Source organism: Sphingomonas sp. MMS24-J45 (assembly GCF_044881195.1).
Lineage (GTDB): Bacteria > Pseudomonadota > Alphaproteobacteria > Sphingomonadales > Sphingomonadaceae > Sphingomonas.
In genome coordinates this window covers 1523626-1542010 of record NZ_CP173255.1, presented here as the reverse complement: position 1 = coordinate 1542010, position 18385 = coordinate 1523626, and the positions used below count along the sequence as shown (strand labels likewise).

At 65.6% G+C, this 18385-nt stretch carries 13 protein-coding genes; 5 read left to right on the top strand and 8 right to left on the bottom strand.

What is annotated here, in order from left to right; translation table 11 throughout:
* Genes AB5I39_RS07800 through AB5I39_RS07765 form a run of 8 tightly spaced genes read right to left on the bottom strand, consistent with a single transcriptional unit; the run spans position 1 to position 12626 of the window.
* A complete protein-coding gene (locus AB5I39_RS07800) occupies positions 1-366 on the bottom strand; it encodes a thiol-disulfide oxidoreductase DCC family protein (RefSeq protein WP_404373333.1) in 366 nt (121 codons plus the stop codon).
* Between the two features lie 26 nt (positions 367-392).
* Positions 393-1886 carry a tryptophan halogenase family protein gene (locus AB5I39_RS07795; RefSeq protein ID WP_404373331.1) on the bottom strand — a complete coding sequence of 498 codons (1494 nt, stop codon included), beginning with the start codon at positions 1884-1886 and terminating at the stop codon, positions 393-395.
* The gene (locus AB5I39_RS07790) at positions 1883-2785 is read right to left on the bottom strand and encodes an alpha/beta hydrolase (protein ID WP_404373328.1); all 903 of its coding nucleotides are present in this window, start codon (positions 2783-2785) and stop codon (positions 1883-1885) included. The genes AB5I39_RS07795 and AB5I39_RS07790 overlap by 4 nt, the downstream gene beginning before the upstream one ends.
* Complete coding sequence (locus AB5I39_RS07785) at positions 2782-4884, bottom strand: glycoside hydrolase family 97 protein (protein ID WP_404373325.1); 2103 nt, start codon at positions 4882-4884, stop codon at positions 2782-2784. Before AB5I39_RS07785 ends, AB5I39_RS07790 begins: the two co-directional genes overlap by 4 nt.
* Positions 4881-6524, bottom strand: a complete 1644-nt coding sequence (locus AB5I39_RS07780; RefSeq protein ID WP_404373323.1) for an alpha-amylase family glycosyl hydrolase — start codon at positions 6522-6524, stop codon at positions 4881-4883. The genes AB5I39_RS07785 and AB5I39_RS07780 overlap by 4 nt, the downstream gene beginning before the upstream one ends.
* Positions 6521-8359, bottom strand: a complete 1839-nt coding sequence (locus AB5I39_RS07775) for an alpha-amylase family glycosyl hydrolase (RefSeq protein ID WP_404374064.1) — start codon at positions 8357-8359, stop codon at positions 6521-6523. The genes AB5I39_RS07780 and AB5I39_RS07775 overlap by 4 nt, the downstream gene beginning before the upstream one ends.
* Positions 8359-9873, bottom strand: a complete 1515-nt coding sequence (locus tag AB5I39_RS07770; RefSeq protein WP_404373320.1) for a tryptophan halogenase family protein — start codon at positions 9871-9873, stop codon at positions 8359-8361. The genes AB5I39_RS07775 and AB5I39_RS07770 overlap by 1 nt, the downstream gene beginning before the upstream one ends.
* 59 nt (positions 9874-9932) lie before the next feature.
* On the bottom strand, positions 9933-12626 hold the full coding sequence (locus AB5I39_RS07765; RefSeq protein ID WP_404373317.1) for a TonB-dependent receptor: 2694 nt from the start codon (positions 12624-12626) through the stop codon (positions 9933-9935).
* A gap of 209 nt (positions 12627-12835) precedes the next feature.
* On the opposite strand from AB5I39_RS07765, the gene AB5I39_RS07760 reads away from it, so the two are divergent.
* From AB5I39_RS07760 to AB5I39_RS07740, 5 genes are all read left to right on the top strand, one after another.
* Positions 12836-13882, top strand: coding sequence for a LacI family DNA-binding transcriptional regulator (locus AB5I39_RS07760; protein ID WP_404373314.1), 1047 nt, complete (start codon positions 12836-12838; stop codon positions 13880-13882).
* A 58-nt stretch (positions 13883-13940) separates the two neighbouring features.
* Positions 13941-15431: an MFS transporter gene (locus AB5I39_RS07755; protein ID WP_404373312.1), complete on the top strand. Its 1491-nt coding sequence runs from the start codon at positions 13941-13943 to the stop codon at positions 15429-15431.
* An 85-nt stretch (positions 15432-15516) separates the two neighbouring features.
* Positions 15517-16590: a type III polyketide synthase gene (locus AB5I39_RS07750; RefSeq protein ID WP_404373309.1), complete on the top strand. Its 1074-nt coding sequence runs from the start codon at positions 15517-15519 to the stop codon at positions 16588-16590.
* On the top strand, positions 16587-17288 hold the full coding sequence (locus tag AB5I39_RS07745; RefSeq protein ID WP_404373306.1) for a methyltransferase domain-containing protein: 702 nt from the start codon (positions 16587-16589) through the stop codon (positions 17286-17288). The genes AB5I39_RS07750 and AB5I39_RS07745 overlap by 4 nt, the downstream gene beginning before the upstream one ends.
* Positions 17267-18385, top strand: a complete 1119-nt coding sequence (locus AB5I39_RS07740) for an NAD(P)/FAD-dependent oxidoreductase (RefSeq protein ID WP_404373303.1) — start codon at positions 17267-17269, stop codon at positions 18383-18385. Before AB5I39_RS07745 ends, AB5I39_RS07740 begins: the two co-directional genes overlap by 22 nt.

Sequence of the window (18385 nt, the reverse complement as noted above, 5' to 3'; positions counted from 1 at the left end):
TCATGCGCGCTCCCATTTGCGTGCCAGACGCTGCATCCCCGGCCGAACGCGCAGGAACAGCAGATAGAGCCGCTCCAGCCCCGCCAGCACGAACGGAAGGCGCGCCGCAAGCCCGAGCGGGCGCAGCAGCGGGATCGCGCGCCACATCGCGGCGAACGCCGCCGCGCCCGACAGCAGCACGCCATTCTCGCGCGCGTGGAAGCGGGCGAGCAGGTCGCGCCGGTCGATCGGGCAGGTCGCATGCTGGTCGGCGACATCGATGAAGTCGATCGCCCCCGCACGGTCGAGCCGCCGCATCAGCGCGATCTCGCGCCGACACAGCGGGCAATCGCCGTCATGCCAGACCGTGAGCCGCGCGTTCGTCATGCGCGCTGTATCGCACGCGCGCGCGGCTAACCCAAGGCGTCGAGTGCGCTTCTGTGATCCGGAAAGTTGAGTGCGACGCGGCGCAGGAAATCGTCGACCGCCGCCATGTCCGCCGCGCCCGACCCGGCGGGATGCGGCGCGCCCTCGGGAAACTGACCATAGCCTGCGAACAGGCAATGCCATGACGTCGCGGCGTAAAAACCCGCGATCCCCTGCCGCGCGACCTCCTCCGCCAGATCGCCGCCGGTGAACCAGCAGGTGATCAGGCCCTTCAGCGACTCCGACAGCCGGTCGTTGGCGGCATTGTCGCGCCAATAGGCGGTGTCGCTGCGCCGATTCATCCGATAATGGCAGACGATGTAATCGCGGATCCCGTCGTAGCGCGCGGCGATGCGGGCATTGAACGCATCGCGATTGGCGGGCGTGAAGCCGCCCGCCTGATAGGCGTTGAGGAACCCCTCGACCGTCGCCTGCACGATATGCAGCGCGGTTGCCTCCAGCGGCTCGATAAACCCTTGCGACAACCCCACCGCTAGGCTGTTGCCCGACCAGCTTTCCGCGACCCGCCCGACCTTCATCGACAGGTGCCGAACGCTCCCCGCATCGCCGACGCCGAGATGCGCGCGCAGCTCCGCCTCGGCGGCGTCCTTCGACAGATAGGAGGAGGCATAGACGTAACCATTTCCGGTGCGGCTGGTCAGCGGAATATCCCACGCCCAACCCGCTGAGAGGGCGGTCGCGCGCGTGGCCGATGCCGTGCCGGTCGGGTCGGCGGGGGTGGGCATCACCACCGCGCTGTTGTTGAACAGATTCTCTGCGAACGACACGAACGGCACGCCGAGCGCATCCTGATGGATGACCGAGCGAAACCCGCTCGAATCAACGAACAGGTCGCCCGAGATCCGTTCGCCCCCCTCGGCGACGAGATGCGTGACCGCGCCCGCATCGACCGCCACCGCAACGATCCGCCGTTCCAAGTGCGTCACGCCGCGTTTGACGGCATGGTCGCGCAGAAACGCGCCGACCAGATGCGCGTCGAAATGGTAGCCATAGGCCGGGCCAAGCGGAAACGACTCCGGCGCGATCGGAGCGTGACGCGCGGCGGCCAGATAGGCGGGGAGGAAGAACCGATCGGGATGCGCCCAGACATCCTGCCCGTGCCGCCGCCGCCGCGTCGCATCGAAGAAGGCGGGCGCGGTGTGCAGGTCGAGCGGGCCGGGGAAGGGGTGGAAATAGGATTCAAAGCCGGGCCGGTCGGACCAGCCATGAAACGCGATGCCGTTCTTATAGGTCGCGTTGCAGGCGGGCATCCATTCGGCCTCGGCAATGCCGAGCCGGTCGAAGAAGGCCTTCAATTGCGGCGTGGATCCTTCGCCGACGCCGATGATCCCGATCTCCGGGCTTTCGATCACGGTGATGTCCGCTGCGGGCCAGGCATGCGCGAACAAATTGGCTGCCATCCACCCCGCCGTCCCACCGCCGAGAATGACGATGCGCAAGCCCGCGGGCGGCTTTGTCACTTCAACAGCCAGCCGAAAATCTCGTCAAGCCGCGCCGCCCAGGCATTTTCCTCATGCGCGGCGCCTGGATAGGCACGGCTTTCGAAATCCCGGCCCTTCTGCCACCCCAATGCCGCGACATCCTGATCGATGAAGGCCTGATATGGCGGGTAAGCGGCGTCGAGCGTCTTGTCGCCATGATCCATCCACAGCCGCCGACCGGCGGGCTTGCCGAGTTTCTGCGTGAGATAGCTCTTCCACAGCCCCGGCCGCTCGTCATTCGGCATCAGCATCAGCCCAAAGGTCAGCGGCCAGTGCGTCGAGACGCACCCGGCGCGCCCGAATACCTTGGGCCGTTCGATAAAGGCGTAGCACGACATCAGCCCGCCCATGCTCGACCCGACCACCGCGGTATGCGCCGCGTCGCGCCGCGTGCGATAGGTGCGGTCGATCATCGGCTTCAATTCGTCGGTCAGGAACCGCAGATAGGCATCGCCGGTCAGCGGCCCCTTCGCGCTCTTGTCGATATCGGCGCGCAGCGCGAGCGAGGCGGCGGTATACAGTGCCTGCGGGAAGTATTGGCGGTATCGCGCCGCGCCCGGTTCATCCACGCCGACGATGATGACCGGCGCGATCTTGCCCGCCGCCACCAGCCGCAGCACCGACTTGTCCGCCGCCCACACCTTGTCGAAGCCCGAACGTTTACGATCGAACAGATTTTGTCCGTCGTGCATGTACACGACGCCATAGCGTCGCTTGCCCGCATCATAGCCCGGCGGCAGCCAGATCGTGACCCGCGGCGGGGCGATGTTGGTGGAGGGCACCGCATCGATCGTGACGAAGCGGCCGGTATCCTGCGCCCCCGCAGGGGCGATCGCGCACAGCAGCGCGACGATGCAGGCGACCAGCGCGCGGATCATTTCTTCGCCGCCAGGAAGCGCACCGCCATGCCGCCGCCGGGCGCGAGCGGCAGGCTCAGCGCATCGCCGCGCTTTACCGGCTTGGTCTCGATGACCATCGCATGGCGCTTGTCGGTACGGTAATCCGCATCCGGGCCATCGCGATAGATTTGCGCGGTGTAACGCCGCCCGGCATCGAGGAAATCGAGGGAAACCGACAGCGTCCGCGCATTCTCATCGGTTACGCTGCCCAGGTACCAATCGTCCGACTTGCGATCCTTGCGCGCGATCGTCGCATAATCGCCGACCTCGCCGTTCAACACGCGCGTATCCGCCCAGTCGGTCGGCACGTCGCGGATGAACTGGAAGGCGGGCATGTGCCTGGCATATTGCTCGGGCGTATCCGCTGCCATCACGACCGGCGAATAGAGAACGACATAAAGCGCCAATTGCTTGGCCTCGGTCGACAGCAGGTCGCTATCGTCGGAGCCCTTGAGGCTTAGCACGCCGGGGGTGAAATCCATCGGCCCCTCCAGCATCCGGGTGAACACCAGATTGGCCTCATGCTCGGGCGGGTTCTTGCCCGGCCAGCTATTATATTCCATCCCGCGCGAACCCTCGCGCGCGACCCAATTGGGATAGGTGCGGCGCAGGCCGGTGTCTTTGACCGGTTCGTGGCTGTCGATCGACACATGATATTTGGCGGCGGTGGTCACGACGCGCAGGTAATGGTTCACCATCCACTGCCCCTCATGCCATTCGCGGTGCTGGCTGCCATCGGCATCGACGCGCTCGATCTCGCCGGCATCGGTGACATAGCCCGTCTTGACGACCGGGATGCCGTGGTCGCGCGCATAGCCGAACGCGCGGTCGAGCTGGCTGTCATAATGGCTCGCCGATCCGCCGGTTTCGTTATGGCCGATCAGATACACGCCCTTCGCCTTGGCATAGCGCATCAACTCGGCCGCATCGAAATCAGGGGTCGGCGTGTCGAATTGCATCGCATTGCCATTGCCGAACCAGTCGCCGTCCCATCCGACGTTCCACCCCTCGACCAGCACGCCCGGAATGCGATTAGCGGAGGCGAAGTCGATATAGGTCTTCACATTGGCGGTGGTCGCGCCGTGCTTCGGGCCGGTCGCCCAGCTCCATTTGCCGGTGATCATGTTCCACCACACGCCGACGAATTTGCCGGGTTTGATCCAAGCGACGTCACCAAGCTTGTTGGGTTCGTTGAGGTTGAGCTCGAGGTGGCTCATGTACAGCCCCGGCGCATCGTCGGCGATGATCAACGTGCGCCATGGCGTGGTGAAGGGACCGGTGCGCGTGACCTTGGGCGCGCCCGCACCCGGCGTCAGCACCGCCTTCAGCGTATTGCTGTCGCCTACCTTGGCGACCGCCATGCCCGAATAGTCGATCAGCGCCGCCTCGTGCAAAGCGACATGCGTGCCGCTCTCCAATTTCAACGTGATCGGCGTGGCGGCCGTGCCGACCGCGCGAAGCGGCGTGCGGTTGTAGAGATATTCCTCGCGATTCCATTCGAACGCCGGTTTCCACCATGCGGTGGCGTCCGAGGCGAAGGCGAATTGCGTCAGTTCCTCGGCGATGTTGACCGGCTTGCCGCCCGGTTGCTCGGGGAATTCGTAACGAAAGCCGACGCCGTCATTCTGGATGCGGAACACCACGTCCAGCGTGCGGCCGGGTGCGCTGGTTTCCTGCAGATGCACGCGCAATTCGGTGTGATTGTCGCGGATCGTGGTCCATTCGCCCCACGGCTGGGTCCAATTCGTGTCGGACGCGGCGCGCGTGACCTTGGCGATCTGCAAATGCCGGTCGAGCTTGGGCGCATCGGTGAACAGGAAGCCAAGCCGCGACGGCGCGACGATTGTCTCGCCCTTGCGCGTGATGGCATAGCTCGCATGGCCTTCGCCATCGGTCGCCACGGTGACGACGATTCTGCCATCGGGCGAGGTGGCGGTGACGCTGGGGATCGCGGCGGCGGGTTGCGGCTTGATCGTCTCGTTGGTGACGACCGGCGCGGGGGTAACCGCCTTGTCCTGCGCGGCCGCAGCACTGGCGCTGGTCGCGGCGAGGAGCGCGAGCAGGTGGGTCGTCTTCATGATGAAATCCTTTCGGCGATCAGCGCGGCGTGGCCGCCGAAATGCCAGTCTTCGACTGCGTTCACGCTTGCGATGATGCGCCATGCGGTCGGATCGGCGGGTCGCCAGTCGAGGGGTTCGGCGCCGAGATTGAACACGCACAGCAGCGTCTGCTCGGACGTGCTGCGTTTGAAAACCAGCAGGGAATCCGCAGCGGCGAGGACGTGAATGTCGCCGCTCTGCAGCGCCGGATGCGCCCGCCGCAGCGCCAGCAGATCGCGCGTCAGTCTCAGCATCGACTCGGCGGCGGCATCCTGCACGTCGACCGCGAGGCTCGCGTGATCCGTGCCGATCGGCAGCCACGGCTCTGCGCTGGAGAAGCCCAGCTGCGGGGCCTTCGCGACCCACGGCATTGGCGTGCGTGCGCCGTCGCGGCTGAGCGTCAACGGCCAATTGGCGATCGCCTCGGGGTCCTGCAACCGATCGAACGGGATATCGACTTGCGTCAGGCCGAGCTCTTCCCCCTGATACAGGAAGATATTGCCGCGCAGCGCGACCAGCAGCAGCATCTTCACGCGCCCGAACGCCGCGCGATGCTCAGGGTTCGCCCAGCGCGACACCGCGCGCGGCGCATCGTGATTCTCGAACGCCCAGCTCGGCCAGCCCATGCCGGGCGTATCGGGCCATTGCTCGACCGCATCGCGCACCAGCGCCGGGGTGAGCGCGGGCGCGTAGAGGAAGTTGAAGCCGTACGCGCTGTTCAGCCGCCGATCGCCTTGCGTGAAGCTTTTCATCTCCACCTCGGCCTCGGCCCCGCCCACTTCGGCGACGGTGAAGCAGCCGTCATAGCGATCGATCAGCGCGCGCAGCCGTTCGAGGAAGATCGGGATATCGGGGTGCGACTGGTTATGGACGTGGCGCTGGAAATCGAACGAGCGCGTGCGCACGCCATTGGTAGCGGGGGCAGGGGGATTGTCGCGCAAGTCGGGATCGCACATCGCGAAATTGATCGCATCGATGCGAAAGCCATCGACCCCGCGATCCAGCCAGAAGCGCGCGACGTCGAGCACCGCATCCTGCACCGCAGGGCTGTGGAGATTGAGCTGCGGCTGCGCGCTCAGGAAATTGTGCAGATAATATTGGCCGCGCCGCGCATCCCAGGTCCAGGCCGGGCCGCCAAACACCGACTGCCAATTGTTGGGCGGCGATCCGTCGTCCTTCGCATCGGCCCAGACATACCAATCGTGCTTCGGGTTGCTGCGGTCGGCGCGGCTTTCGCTGAACCAGGCGTGCGCGTCGGACGTGTGCGAATAGACCTGGTCGATGATCACCTTGAGACCGAGCGCGTGGGCGCGCGCGACCAGCGCATCGAAATCGGCGAGCGTGCCGAAGATCGGGTCGACCGCGCGATAATCCGACACGTCATAGCCGAAATCCTTCATCGGCGAGGCGAAGAAGGGCGACAGCCAGATGCCATCGACGCCGAGGTCGGCGACATGATCCAGATGCGCGGTGATCCCGGCAAGATCGCCGATGCCGTCGCCATTCGAATCGGCAAAGCTGCGCGGATAGATCTGATAGATCGCCGCGCCGCGCCACCACGGGCGATCGGGCTGCGCTTCGGGCATAGCGTCGGGGGTTTGCAGCAGTTGGGCGGTCATTGCGCGGTACAGATCACATAGTCGAGGGGAGGAATGGTCACGGACAGGCTACCCGGCGCGCTCGCCTTTGCGGCACAAACGCCGTGGCGGGCGATGAAATCGGTCGATCGGGTTTCGACCACCACCTGCGCGCTGACCGGAGCGGTGGACGTGTTGAACGCAAGCACGACCTCGCGCCCGGTCTCGGGATCGAAGCGCGAAACGGCGAACAGGCCGGGCTTGTCGCCTGCCGCGCGCACCACGGTGCGCCCGCGGGTCAGCGCCGGGGTCGCCTTGCGAAGCTGGGCCAGCTCCGCAACTTCGCGATAGATCGGGCGCGTCTCATCGAAGCTCGCCTGCGCCGTCGTCGCGGTCGTGCCGATCAGAACATTGTCGTTATAGCTAGCAACCTTGCTGCCGAATTGATCCTCGCGCGCGTCCTGATCGCCGCCATCGCCGACGAAACCCTGTTCGTCGCCGGCATAGATGGTCGGCACGCCGCGCATCGTCAGCAGCATGGCATGGCCAAGCTTGACCCGCGCCAGCAGTTCCTCGTTCGAAATGCTCGGCATCCGCTTGCGCAGATTCGTCGCGAACCGCGCGATGTCATGGTTGCCTAGGAAGGTCGGCATCTGCTGCGCGGCATCGGCGCCACCCTGATACAGCACGTCGTTGGCAAACAGCCGACCGAGCGCTTCCGGCCCGCGCTCCCCGCCCAGCGCCTCGACCACCGCCCAGGTGAAGGCGAAGTCCAGCGTGTCGTAGCGGTCGGTATGGTTATACCGCGCCAGCGTTGCCGTGTCGGTGCCATCGACCATCACTTCGGCGAACATGTGGAAATTCGGGATGCCGCGCGCCTTTGCCCGCGCCTTCATCGCCGGCACAAAGGTCTGCCAGAATTCGGAATTCACATGTTTTGCGGTGTCGATGCGAAAGCCATCGACACCGAAATTATCGATCCATGTGCCGAAAACTTGGATGAACCCCTGTACGACGCGCGGATTTTCCGTGGCGATATCGTCCAGCCCGACAAAGTCGCCGTACACGACGCTTTCGCCCTTCCAGTTCGAATTGCCGCGATTGTGGTAATAGCGAATGTCGTTCAGCCAGTCGGGGACCTTTACGTGCTCCTCGCCCTTGGGGACGAACGGCTGATAGGCAAAGTTCATGTCGGTCAGGCGCGCGAAATTCTCCGGCGTCTGCACACCGTCCCCCTGAAAGCCGGGATTGATCGGCGTGCCGCCAACGCCACCACGGCGCGAAAAGGGATAGTCGGCGATGCTGCGATAGGCACAGTCGCCCGGACAATCGCGATACTGGATCACGTCCGCCGTATGGTTGACGACGATGTCCATATAGACCTTCATGCCGCGTGCGTGCGCAGCGTCGACCAAGGCCTTGAAATCAGCATTGGTGCCGAAATGCGGGTCGACCTGCGTGAAATCGGTGATCCAATAGCCGTGATAGCCCGCCAATTCCTGACCCTTCGGCCCCTGCACCGGCTTGTTCTTGAAGATCGGCGCGACCCAGATGGCGGTCGCGCCGAGATGCTGGATATAGTCGAGCCGACGGATCAGCCCCTTCAGGTCGCCGCCATGATAAAAGCCCTTGGCGGTCGGATCAAAGCCCGTGACGAGCCGGTCACCTTTCAGGCCCCCGCGATCGTTCGACGGATCGCCATTGTCGAAGCGGTCGGGCAGGACGAAATAGATCACCTCGTCCTGCGGCAGGCGGTCGCGAAACGAGGGTGCAGGCGCGGCGGCGGCGGTGGGGACCGCAACGGACGCGGGCGGTGCTTCGGTCGCGGAGACCGGCGCGGCGATCGCAGCCGCTGCCAGCGCCAGGAGTGCGGTCATCATGCCGATTGCATCCTTTGTTCGCCGATCATATGCGCAATGAAGGCGGCGTGCGGCGGCAACGCCTCGGCCTTCAGTCGGCAGGCCTTCGCCACCGTGTCGAGGAACGGTCCCAGTTCCCGCGCATCGACATTATCGGCGAGCGGCGAATGGGCGCGTGGCGCGACGCCCTGGCCAAGCATCACCTGTGCCCAGCTATCGTCGAGGAACAGCTCGTCTTCCTCGCGCATGAACGCCCCCGTCTCGCGGAACACCGCCAGCTTTTCCTGCAACGTGTCGGGCAGTGCCATGCTGCGGCAATGATCCCAGAACGGTTCGCCCACGCGGTCGTTCGCCACATAATGCAGCACCAGGAAATCGCGGATGCGCCGCCATTCGATGTCGGACAGGCGGTTGAAGGTGTCGCGCGACGCGGTCATGTCGGTGAGGTCACCCGACAACAGGTTGAGCAAACGCCCGATCCCCGATTGGACGAGGTGGATGCTGGTCGATTCGAGCGGCTCCATGAAACCCGCCGCCAGCCCAAGCGCGACGCAATTATGCGCCCAGGGGGTCTGCCGCCGCCCCGTGGTAAAGCGGATCGGGCGCGGATCGGCGAGCGGCTTGCCTTCCAGATTGCCGAGCAAGGTCGCACTCGCCTGGTCGACCGACGTGAAGGCGGAACAGAACACATGCCCGTTGCCGGTGCGATGCTGCAGCGGGATGCGCCATTGCCACCCGGCCTGATGCGCGATCGATTGCGTATAGGGACGCGGCGGGCCGCTATTCTCGCACGGCACGGCAAGCGCGGTGTCGCATGGCAGCCAGCGCGTCCAATCCTCGAACGGCACGTCGAGTGCCGCGCCCAGCAACAGACTGCGAAAGCCGGTGCAGTCGATGAAGAAGGTGCCGGTTACGCTCCGACCGCCGTCCAGCCGCAGCGCGATGATGTCGCCGTTGTCCTGATCGCGCTTTACGCCCTCGATCGTGCCCTCGACTCGGCGGACGCCGCGCTCCTCGGCATACGCACGCAGCATCTGTGCGAACAAGGTCGCGTCGAGATGATAGGCATAGGCCAGATCCGGCAGATTGCCGCCGCCATCCCCGATCGCGAAGCTGCCGCGCCGCGCCGCCGCGACGTTGGCGCTATAGTCGCCATAATCGCCCGCCACGCCGAGCGCACGCCCGCGCAGCCACAATTGACGGAACGGGATGAGCCCGACACCGCGCCCGACTTGCCCGAAGCTATGGATGTAGCTTTCGCCCGGTCGCAGCCAGTTTACGAATTCGATGCCGAGTTTGAAGCTGGCATTGGTACGCCGCAGGAAGTCGCGCTGGTCGATGCCGAGCCCGATCAGCAGGTTATGGATTTGCGGAATGGTCGCTTCGCCAACGCCGATCGTGCCGATCGCATCGGATTCGACCAGCGTGATCTTCGCCGTATTGCCGAGGAAGCGGGCAAAGGTCGCCGCGGCCATCCACCCCGCCGTTCCGCCCCCGGCAATGACGATTTCGAGAGGGGCGGGATGGTGCATGGCCGACCTTGGCAGGCGTCCAGGCCATACCGTCAGGATCGGCATGGCCCGGATGGTTATCAGAACTTGTAGGTAAAGCCGGCGACGAAGCGCCGTCCATAGGTCTGATACTTCAGGTAGGAGAGCGGATCCGTGGTGCCGAGCGTGGCCGAGCGCGTGTTGCTGAGGTTCTGCCCCTGAACATAGAGCGACAGACCGTGCAGCTTGGACCCATCCTGGAAGTCATAGCCAAGCTGCGCGTCATAGATCGTCTCACCCAGCACTTGCTGGCGATCGAGACCGCCGCTGTAGAGCGCGAAATCGCCGAGATATTTCGAACGATAGCGCGCGCTGCCGCGGACGTTGATGCCGTTCTTTTCGTAGAAGGCGGTCAGGCTCGCCACCCACTTCGAATAGCCTGGGATCGTCGTCGTCGCGCCGTTGAAATCCTTGACCTTCGTCTCGGTGTAACCGCCACCGCCGGTCAGGCCGAAGCCCGAAAGGGCGGGGGTGAAGATGTCGAACGGCAGCGTCCCGGCGACTTCCGCACCATAGACGTGGCCACCGCTGGTGTTGACCTGGCTGAACAGCAACCCGACCGGCGAGGTCGGCAGGTTCGCCGACGGGACGGGCGGGAAGCCGGTATAGTCGAAGTTGGTGAAGCCGTTCGCGATGTAGGAAGTGATGTCCTTGTAGAACAACTGCAGCGCGACATAGCCCTTGTTGCCGAAATACTTCTCGACGTTGAAATCGACCGCCCACGCCTGGTACGGGCGCAGCCGCGGATTACCGCCGCTACCCGAATAGATGATCGGCGAACGCGTCGTATCGACCCCATAGGTGATCACGTTGTTGAGATCGGGCAACCGCGCCCGCATCATCTGCTTCGACGCGGCCAGACGGAACACGAAATCGCTGGCGGTGCGCAAATTCAGGTTCGCGCTGGGCAGCACCATCCAATACTTGTCCTTCACCGTCGGGAAAGCGACGCCGGTCGACGTTACGGAGGTGTGCTGCGCCTGCACGCCGATGTTGCCGGTCAGCACGCTCGACCCGAACTGCCCGTCGAGCTTCGCCATCACATACGGCGTGAGGACATCTTCCTCCACGCCGTAGCCCTTTGTCGAACCGAAGGTGTTGGAATTGTAGACGAGCACGCCGTTCGACACCAAAGTGCGCGGGTCATAAGCGATGATCGTGCCGAGCCCGCGGCCGAGCGTGACCGGCGACAGCAGGATGTTCGACGGGATCGCGGCCGTCAGCGCATTGTTCGGTGGGCTGAGATAACCTTCCTGCGCGCTCAGCGTCTTGGTGCGGGTGGTGTAGTTCACACCGGCCTTGATCGACTTCAGGAAGCCGCCAATGTCACGCTCGATCTCGCCGCGCGCCTCGACCAGATCGTCCTTGGTCCGGCGGAGGTTCTGATACCCAGCCTGAACCGGCGAGCCGCTCCAGCCCTCGACGTCGGTCAGCACCAGCGCCGGGTTGGTGCCGTTGTAATTGCTGGTGAATTGCGGGCCCTTCGGGGTCGTCTGGTACGAAACGATAGCCGTTGCGAACGGCAACGCGCGGCCGAGACCGGCGGTCGTCTGGATCGACGTGTCGGTGCGATCGGTGCGCGACCAGCTGAAATCGGCGACCGCCTTCCAGCCATTGTGATTGTCCCACGCGCCATTGACGCCGAACGAATATTGGTTGGCGACGCGGTCGTTCGCATAGTTTTCGATCAGCGGTGTGCCCGCGATCGTCGCGCTCGTCACCAGCCCGTTGGACGAGGACACGTTGGAGATCGAATCGCGCCCGCAGCCGCCGCCGCAGTTGAAGGGCATTTCGAAGCCGCGCTGGTCGATCCGGTCGACGAAGCGCGAATAGAAGCCATCGATCGTCACGCGCAGATTGTCGTCGAGCTGACCCTGCACCGTGCCGTTCGCACCGAAACGCTTGAGCTTGTCGGTTTCGACCCAGCTCTTGATGCCGTTCATGCCCTGGGCGCCGCCCGGATAGCCGCCATAGCCCCAGGCATTGAAATCATCGGTCTGATACGGTTCGTCGGTATAGGCGACCGACAGCGCCACACCGACGCGATCATCGGCGAACTTGTCGACGTACGTGCCGTAGGCGCGATAGCCGACGTTGCTGCTGTTCGGATCGATCTTGCCGCCGGTATAGGTGCCCCGCGCGCCAACCGCGAGGATGCGCTTGCTCACATCGAGCGGACGGATCGTGCGCAGATCGACGCTGCCGACCAGGCCACCCGCATTATGATCGGCCTCGGCGGTCTTGTAGACATCGACACCGGCCAGGATTTCGGAAGGATATTGGTCGAATTCGACCGCGCGGCTGTCGTTGGTCGTCGTCTGCTGACGCCCGTTGAGCGTGGTGCTCGAGAAATCGGGACCGAAGCCGCGGATCGAGATGATGTTGGCGCGGCCCGCGTTGCGCTGCGCCGAGATGCCGGGCAGGCGCGCGATCGATTCACCGATGCCGTTGTCGGGCAGCTTGCCGATATCCTCGGCCGAGACCGATTCCACGACCGTCTCGGAATTCTTCTTCTTGGCGGTCGCGCTACGCAGTGCGGCGCGGAAGCCGGTGACGACGATGTCCTTGCCGGTGTCCTCGGCCGCGGGGGCGTCGGCAGCGGGGGCGGGCGAAGTCTGCGCCTGCGCGGCGGTGGCGCCGAACAGCAGCAGTGCCGCGCCGAGCGCGCTCATGCTGGTGCCCAAGGACAAGGTGTTGCGGAATTGCGTCGCCTCACGGCGCGTGGATACGATCATCGTCTCTCTCCCCATCGGCTCCACGGCGTCTTCCGCGCGGTGAGCGTTTCGCCAGCGTGATTGCGCCCGGACAATTGCAAAGAAAAGGAAACGGCATACGTATTCAAACGTGCGCGCCCCCCAGCCTTCCCTAAGGCGGGCGCAGGGCGTACACCGGGTGCGACGACCGGAAGCCCGGCGCCGATCAGGCTGAGGAACCGCGTGCGCAGATGGCGCTGAACGAAAAACCGACCTCCTTCGATATTGCGGCACTGGCGGGCGTTTCGCAGCCGACCGTGTCGCGGGCGTTGCGCGGCGATCCGACCGTTAGCGCGGCGACGCGGCTGCGGATCGAGGCGATCGCGCGGCAGCTGAATTACAAGGTCGACAAGAACGCCTCCAATTTGCGACGCGGCAGCACCAATACGATCGCCTTGCTGTTCTTCGAGGATCCGACCCCCGACGACTCCCTGATCAACCCGTTCTTCCTGGCGATGCTGGGGTCAATCACGCGCACCTGCGCCTCGCGCGGCTACGATCTGCTGATCTCGTTCCAGCATCTCTCCAACGACTGGCACGTCGATTATGAGGATAGCCGCAAGGCCGACGGCATCATCCTGCTCGGATACGGCGACTATGAGGAATATCGCGCGCGGCTCGACCAATTGGCGGCGCAGAACACGCATTTCGTGCGCTGGGGATCGGTCCGGCCGAACCAGGCGGCAGATGCGACGGTCGGGTGCGACAATGTTCGCGGCGGGCGCGACGCGGGCGATCATCTGATTGCGCAAGGATGCCGCCGCATCGCGTTCCTGGGTGAGGCGTCGAGCCATTATCCCGAATTCGAGGATCGCTATCGCGGGCTGGCCGAGGCGATGCGCGACGCGGGCCTGGCGGTCGATCCCGCGCTGCAGGTCGATGCGATCACCACCGAGGCATCGGGGCATGACGCCGCTGTCGCGCTGATGGCGCGGGGCAGCGCGTTCGACGCGATCTTTGCTGCGAGCGACCTGATCGCGATCGGCGCGATGCGCGCGCTGGCGGAGGCGGGCCTGCGTGTGCCGGAGGATGTGAAGATCATCGGCTTCGACGATTTGCCCGCCGCGACGCTCGCGCATCCGCCGCTGACCACCGTCGCGCAGGATTATCGCCGTGCGGGCGAATTCCTGGTCGATACGCTGCTTGCGCGCATTCGCGGGGAGACGACCGAGACCGCGATCCTGCCGCCGCGGCTGGTCGTGCGCGCATCGAGCGGCATACGTATTCATGGCGACTGACACGCCGTTCCCGGCCACCACGCGCACACCTAATGATAAAAGCGCAGGGGATGGATCAGTGAACGAACGGCCGCGCCAGTCCTTTGCCGGGCTGTGGAACATTTCGTTCGGCTTTTTCGGCATTCAGATCGGCTTTGCGTTGCAGAACGCCAATATGAGCCGGGTTTTTCAGACGCTGGGCAGCAATCTCGACGATCTCCCCGCACTTTGGGTGGCCGCCCCGCTGACCGGGCTGCTGGTCCAGCCGATCATCGGGCATATGTCGGACAAGACCTGGCTCGGGCGGCTCGGGCGCAGGCGGCCCTATTTCCTGACTGGCGCGATCCTCGCCACGCTCGCCTTGTTCGTCATGCCGCTGTCGAGCGTGTTGCTGTTCGCCGCCGTCATGCTGTGGGTGCTGGATGCCTCGCTCAACATCTCGATGGAGCCGTTCCGCGCCTTCGTCGGCGACATGTTGCGCAAGGACCAGCACAGCGTCGGCTATGCGGTGCAGACTGCCTTTATCGGGGCGGGCGCGGTGATCGGCTCGATCTTCCCCAAGCTGCTCGAACATTGGGGCGTCGCCAATACCGCCGCGCCGGGCGTGATCCCCGATACGGTGCGCTATGCCTTCTGGTTCGGCGGGGCGGCGCTGTTCCTGTCGGTGTTGTGGACGGTGCTGACGACGCGCGAATATTCGCCCGCCGAAATGGCGGCGTTCGACGGGACGGAAGAACAGGAAACCGAAACGCTGCGCCTGCTCGCCGCGCGGACCTTCGGCGGCAGCCTGTGGTGGATTGCCGGTGGTGTCGTCGTGATCGCCGCGGTCGCCGCGTTCGGGCTGAAGAAGGAAGTGTATCTGCTCGGCGGATTGCTCAGCGGCTATGGCATCGCCAGCATCATCGCAATCGCGCGCGCGCGGGCCGGAAATTCGGCGTCGATCCTCGGCCATATCGTCGGCGATTTCGCCGGGATGCCGCCGTTGATGAAGCGGCTGGCGGTCGTGCAGTTCTTCAGCTGGTCCGCTTTGTTCATCATGTGGATCAACACCACGCCGATCGTCGCGCATTATGTGTTCGGCGCGACCGATCCGGCGAGCGCGCGCTACCAGGAGGGCGCGAGCTGGGTCGACGTGCTGTTCGGCACCTATAACGGCATCGCCGCGATTGCCGCGCTGACGCTGCTGCCCTTCCTCGCCAAGCGGATCGGCGCGGCACGCACGCATGTCGTCGGGCTGCTGTGCGGCGCCGCTGGCTATGCGAGTTTCCTCGTCATTCGCGATCCGCAGATGCTGCTGTTGAGCGAAGTGGGCATCGGCATCGCCTGGGCCTCGATCCTCGCCATGCCCTACGCGATCCTCGCCTCCAGCCTGCCGCAGCGCAAGCTCGGCATCTATATGGGCCTGTTCAACGTCTTCGTCGTGATCCCGCAATTGTTGGTCGCAACGGTGATGGGGTCGATCATGCAGGCGTTTTTTCCAGGTGAGCCGATCTGGACGATGCTGTTCGCCGCCGTGGTGATGGCGCTGGCGGCACTCGCCATGCTGCGGGTGCGCGTCGATACGGCATAACGCCCGGGCTTTGCGGATCGGATCGGCTGCGATAGCGTTACACCCGGACCGGACGTACCCCCGCCCGGCCGCCCGAAAGCTCGCTTTGCACGCAACCGCCCATATCGCCGCGATCGGCACCGCCGTCCCCGATCACGACATTCACGACGCTTTCATCCAATGGGCGCGCAGCCGGTTGCCCGATGCGCGGAGCGCGCGCGTGTTCGATCGGATGGCGGGACGGGCCGCGATCGGGCATCGCTGGTCGGTTCTGCCGCGCGGCACCGATGGCGGATCGCCGGTCGATGCGGGGGGATTCTACGCTCGCGACCTGCTGCCCGGCACGGCCGAGCGGATGCGGCTGTATGCGGAAGCTGCGCCCAAGCTAGGAATTGCCGCGATAGACGCGTTGCGCGCGCAGGTTCCCCTCGACGGGATCACACATTTCGTCGTGGCGAGTTGCACCGGCTTCGTCGCGCCCGGCATCGACCAGATCATCGCCGCCGAACTCGGCCTTTCCCCCTCGGTCGAGCGGCTGCTGGTCGGCTTCATGGGCTGTTACGCCGCCGTCGCCGCTTTGCGCAGCGCGCGGCACATCGTCCGATCCGACCCCGCCGCCCGCGTGCTGGTTCTGTGTGTCGAGCTGTCGACGCTGCATTTGCAGGACAATCCCACGCTCGAACCGTTGCTCGCGATGCTGCAATTCGGCGACGGTGCCGCCGCCGCGCTCGTTACCGCGGAGCCAACCGGACTCGCGCTCGGCCAGCCCTTCGCGACGACCTTGCCCGATTCCGCCGCTTTGATCCGCTGGGACATTACCGACAGCGGGTTTGCGATGCATTTGTCGGGCGAGGTCCCCGCGCGGATCGCCGTCGGCCTCGCCAATCCCGATTTCGCGGCCGCCGCGACGGGCGGGCGCGACCCGGGGGAAATCGACGGCTGGGCGGTCCATGCCGGGGGCCGCTCGATCCTCGATGCGGTCGAGAATGCGCTGCATCTGCAGCAAGGCGCGCTCGCTGCTTCGCGCGGCGTGCTGGCGGACTTCGGCAACATGTCGTCGGCGACGCTGATGTTCGTGCTGGCGCGGTTGCTCGGCGGCCCGCCAATCCACGACGGCGTCGCCCTCGCCTTCGGCCCCGGTCTTGCCGCCGAGGGCTTCGGTTTCCGGAGCGCGGCGTGAGTCTCGCCGAGCGCGCCGTCGCAGAAGAGCTGATGGACGCCGACGATCTGGCTCCAGAAACCTATGCCGCGGTCGTCGGGGACCTTGCGAAGGTCAACGTCGTGACGATGGCGGCGCGCCCGACGCTCGATTTTCTGCAGCGCGGCACTGTGGGCATGACTCGCTTCCGACTGCTCGATGTCGGATACGGCGATGGCGACATGCTGCGCCGGATCGCGCGCTGGACGGCGCGGCGCGGTCTGGAGGCCGAACTGTTCGGCGTGGACCTCAACCCCCGCAGCCAGGCTGCGGCGGCGGCGCACACGCCATCGGATTTGCCGATCCGGTTTCGCACCGGCGATTATGCCGATCATGCCGGAGAGGGGTGGGATTTCATCATCTCCAGCCTGGTCGCGCACCATATGACGCGCGATCAGCTCGTGGCGTTCCTGCGCTTCATGGACCGCGAAAGCGCGCGCGGGTGGCTGGTCAACGATCTCCACCGCCACCGTTTCGCCTATCTGGGCTATCCGCTGCTGGCGACGCTCGCGCGCTGGCATCCAATCGTGCGGCACGACGGGAAACTGTCGATCGCGCGGTCGTATCGCCCCGGCGAATGGCCGCCGATCCTGGCGGAAGCGGGCGTTGCGGCGCGCGTGTACCGTGCCTTTCCGTTCCGCCTGTGCGTAGAAAAGCTGTGCGCACCACCCCCGCGCTGATTGTCGGCGGCGGCCCCGCCGGGGCGAGCGCCGCGATCACCCTCGCGCGCGCCGGTGCGCCGCATCTGCTGGTCGAGCGCAGCCGCGAGACGGGCGATGCGATTTGCGGCGGGTTCCTGAGCTGGCGCACGCTCGAATCGCTCGCACGGCTCGGCGTCGCGGCGGAAATGCTGGGCACGGCGCGAATCACGCAGACGCGGATCATCGCGGGCGACCGGGTGGTCGAGGCAAGCTTGCCGCGCCCCGCGCTCGGCGTGTCGCGGCGGATGCTTGATACCGTCCTGCTCGCCCAGGCGGTCGCAGCAGGGGCAGCGGTCGAGCGCGGCGTTACCGTGCGCAGCCTGTCGAGCACAACCGCGACGCTCGACGATGGCGCGTCGCTGGCCAGCGACACCCTGTTTCTCGCCAGCGGCAAGCATGACGTGCGCGGCATGGCGCGACCGGCGGAGGCGCGCGGCGACGATCCCGTGCTCGGCTTGCGCGTGCGTATCGCCGCCGCCCCCGGTCTCACCCGGCTGATCAATGATGCGGTCGAATTGCATCTGTTCGATCGCGGCTATGTCGGCATCAATCTGCAGGAGGATGGCAGCGCCAATGTCTGTATGGCGGTGCACCGATCGGCGATGCTGGCGGCGGGGTCACCTGCGGCGTTGCTCGATGCGCTCGCGCGCGACCATCCGAGGCTTGGCGATCGGCTCGCCTACCGCGCCGGGACCGAGCCGATCGATGCGATCGCCAACGTGCCCTATGGCTGGCGCGCGCTCCGCGGCGATCCCGGGGTGTTCCGGCTGGGTGATCAGGCGGGCGTCATCCCGTCACTGGCGGGTGAGGGCATGGGCATTGCGATCGCCAGCGGAATCCGCTCCGCCAACGCCTTTCTGGCCGGCGGAGCAGCGGCGGCACCGCGCTTCCAGGCCGATTTGGCGCGCGCCACACGCCGCCCGATCACGCTGGCCGGTTTGGTCCGCGATGCGGCCGAGCGCCCGCGCGTGGCCCTTGCCGCGCTGCCGTTGCTCTCCCATATTCCCGGCTTGATCGAGACGATCGCGTCGTTGACGCGGATCGGCCACGCTCCGCTTGACCACAGCCCCCGCTGA

Coding starts and splice junctions, on each gene's coding strand:
- AB5I39_RS07790 (WP_404373328.1), bottom strand. CDS start 2,785: ATGATCCGCGCGCTGGTCGCCTGCATCGTCGCGCTGCTGTGCGCGATC.
- AB5I39_RS07785 (WP_404373325.1), bottom strand. CDS start 4,884: ATGAAGACGACCCACCTGCTCGCGCTCCTCGCCGCGACCAGCGCCAGT.
- AB5I39_RS07780 (WP_404373323.1), bottom strand. CDS start 6,524: ATGACCGCCCAACTGCTGCAAACCCCCGACGCTATGCCCGAAGCGCAG.
- AB5I39_RS07775 (WP_404374064.1), bottom strand. CDS start 8,359: ATGACCGCACTCCTGGCGCTGGCAGCGGCTGCGATCGCCGCGCCGGTC.
- AB5I39_RS07800 (WP_404373333.1), bottom strand. CDS start 366: ATGACGAACGCGCGGCTCACGGTCTGGCATGACGGCGATTGCCCGCTG.
- AB5I39_RS07765 (WP_404373317.1), bottom strand. CDS start 12,626: ATGATCGTATCCACGCGCCGTGAGGCGACGCAATTCCGCAACACCTTG.
- AB5I39_RS07760 (WP_404373314.1), top strand. CDS start 12,836: ATGGCGCTGAACGAAAAACCGACCTCCTTCGATATTGCGGCACTGGCG.
- AB5I39_RS07770 (WP_404373320.1), bottom strand. CDS start 9,873: ATGCACCATCCCGCCCCTCTCGAAATCGTCATTGCCGGGGGCGGAACG.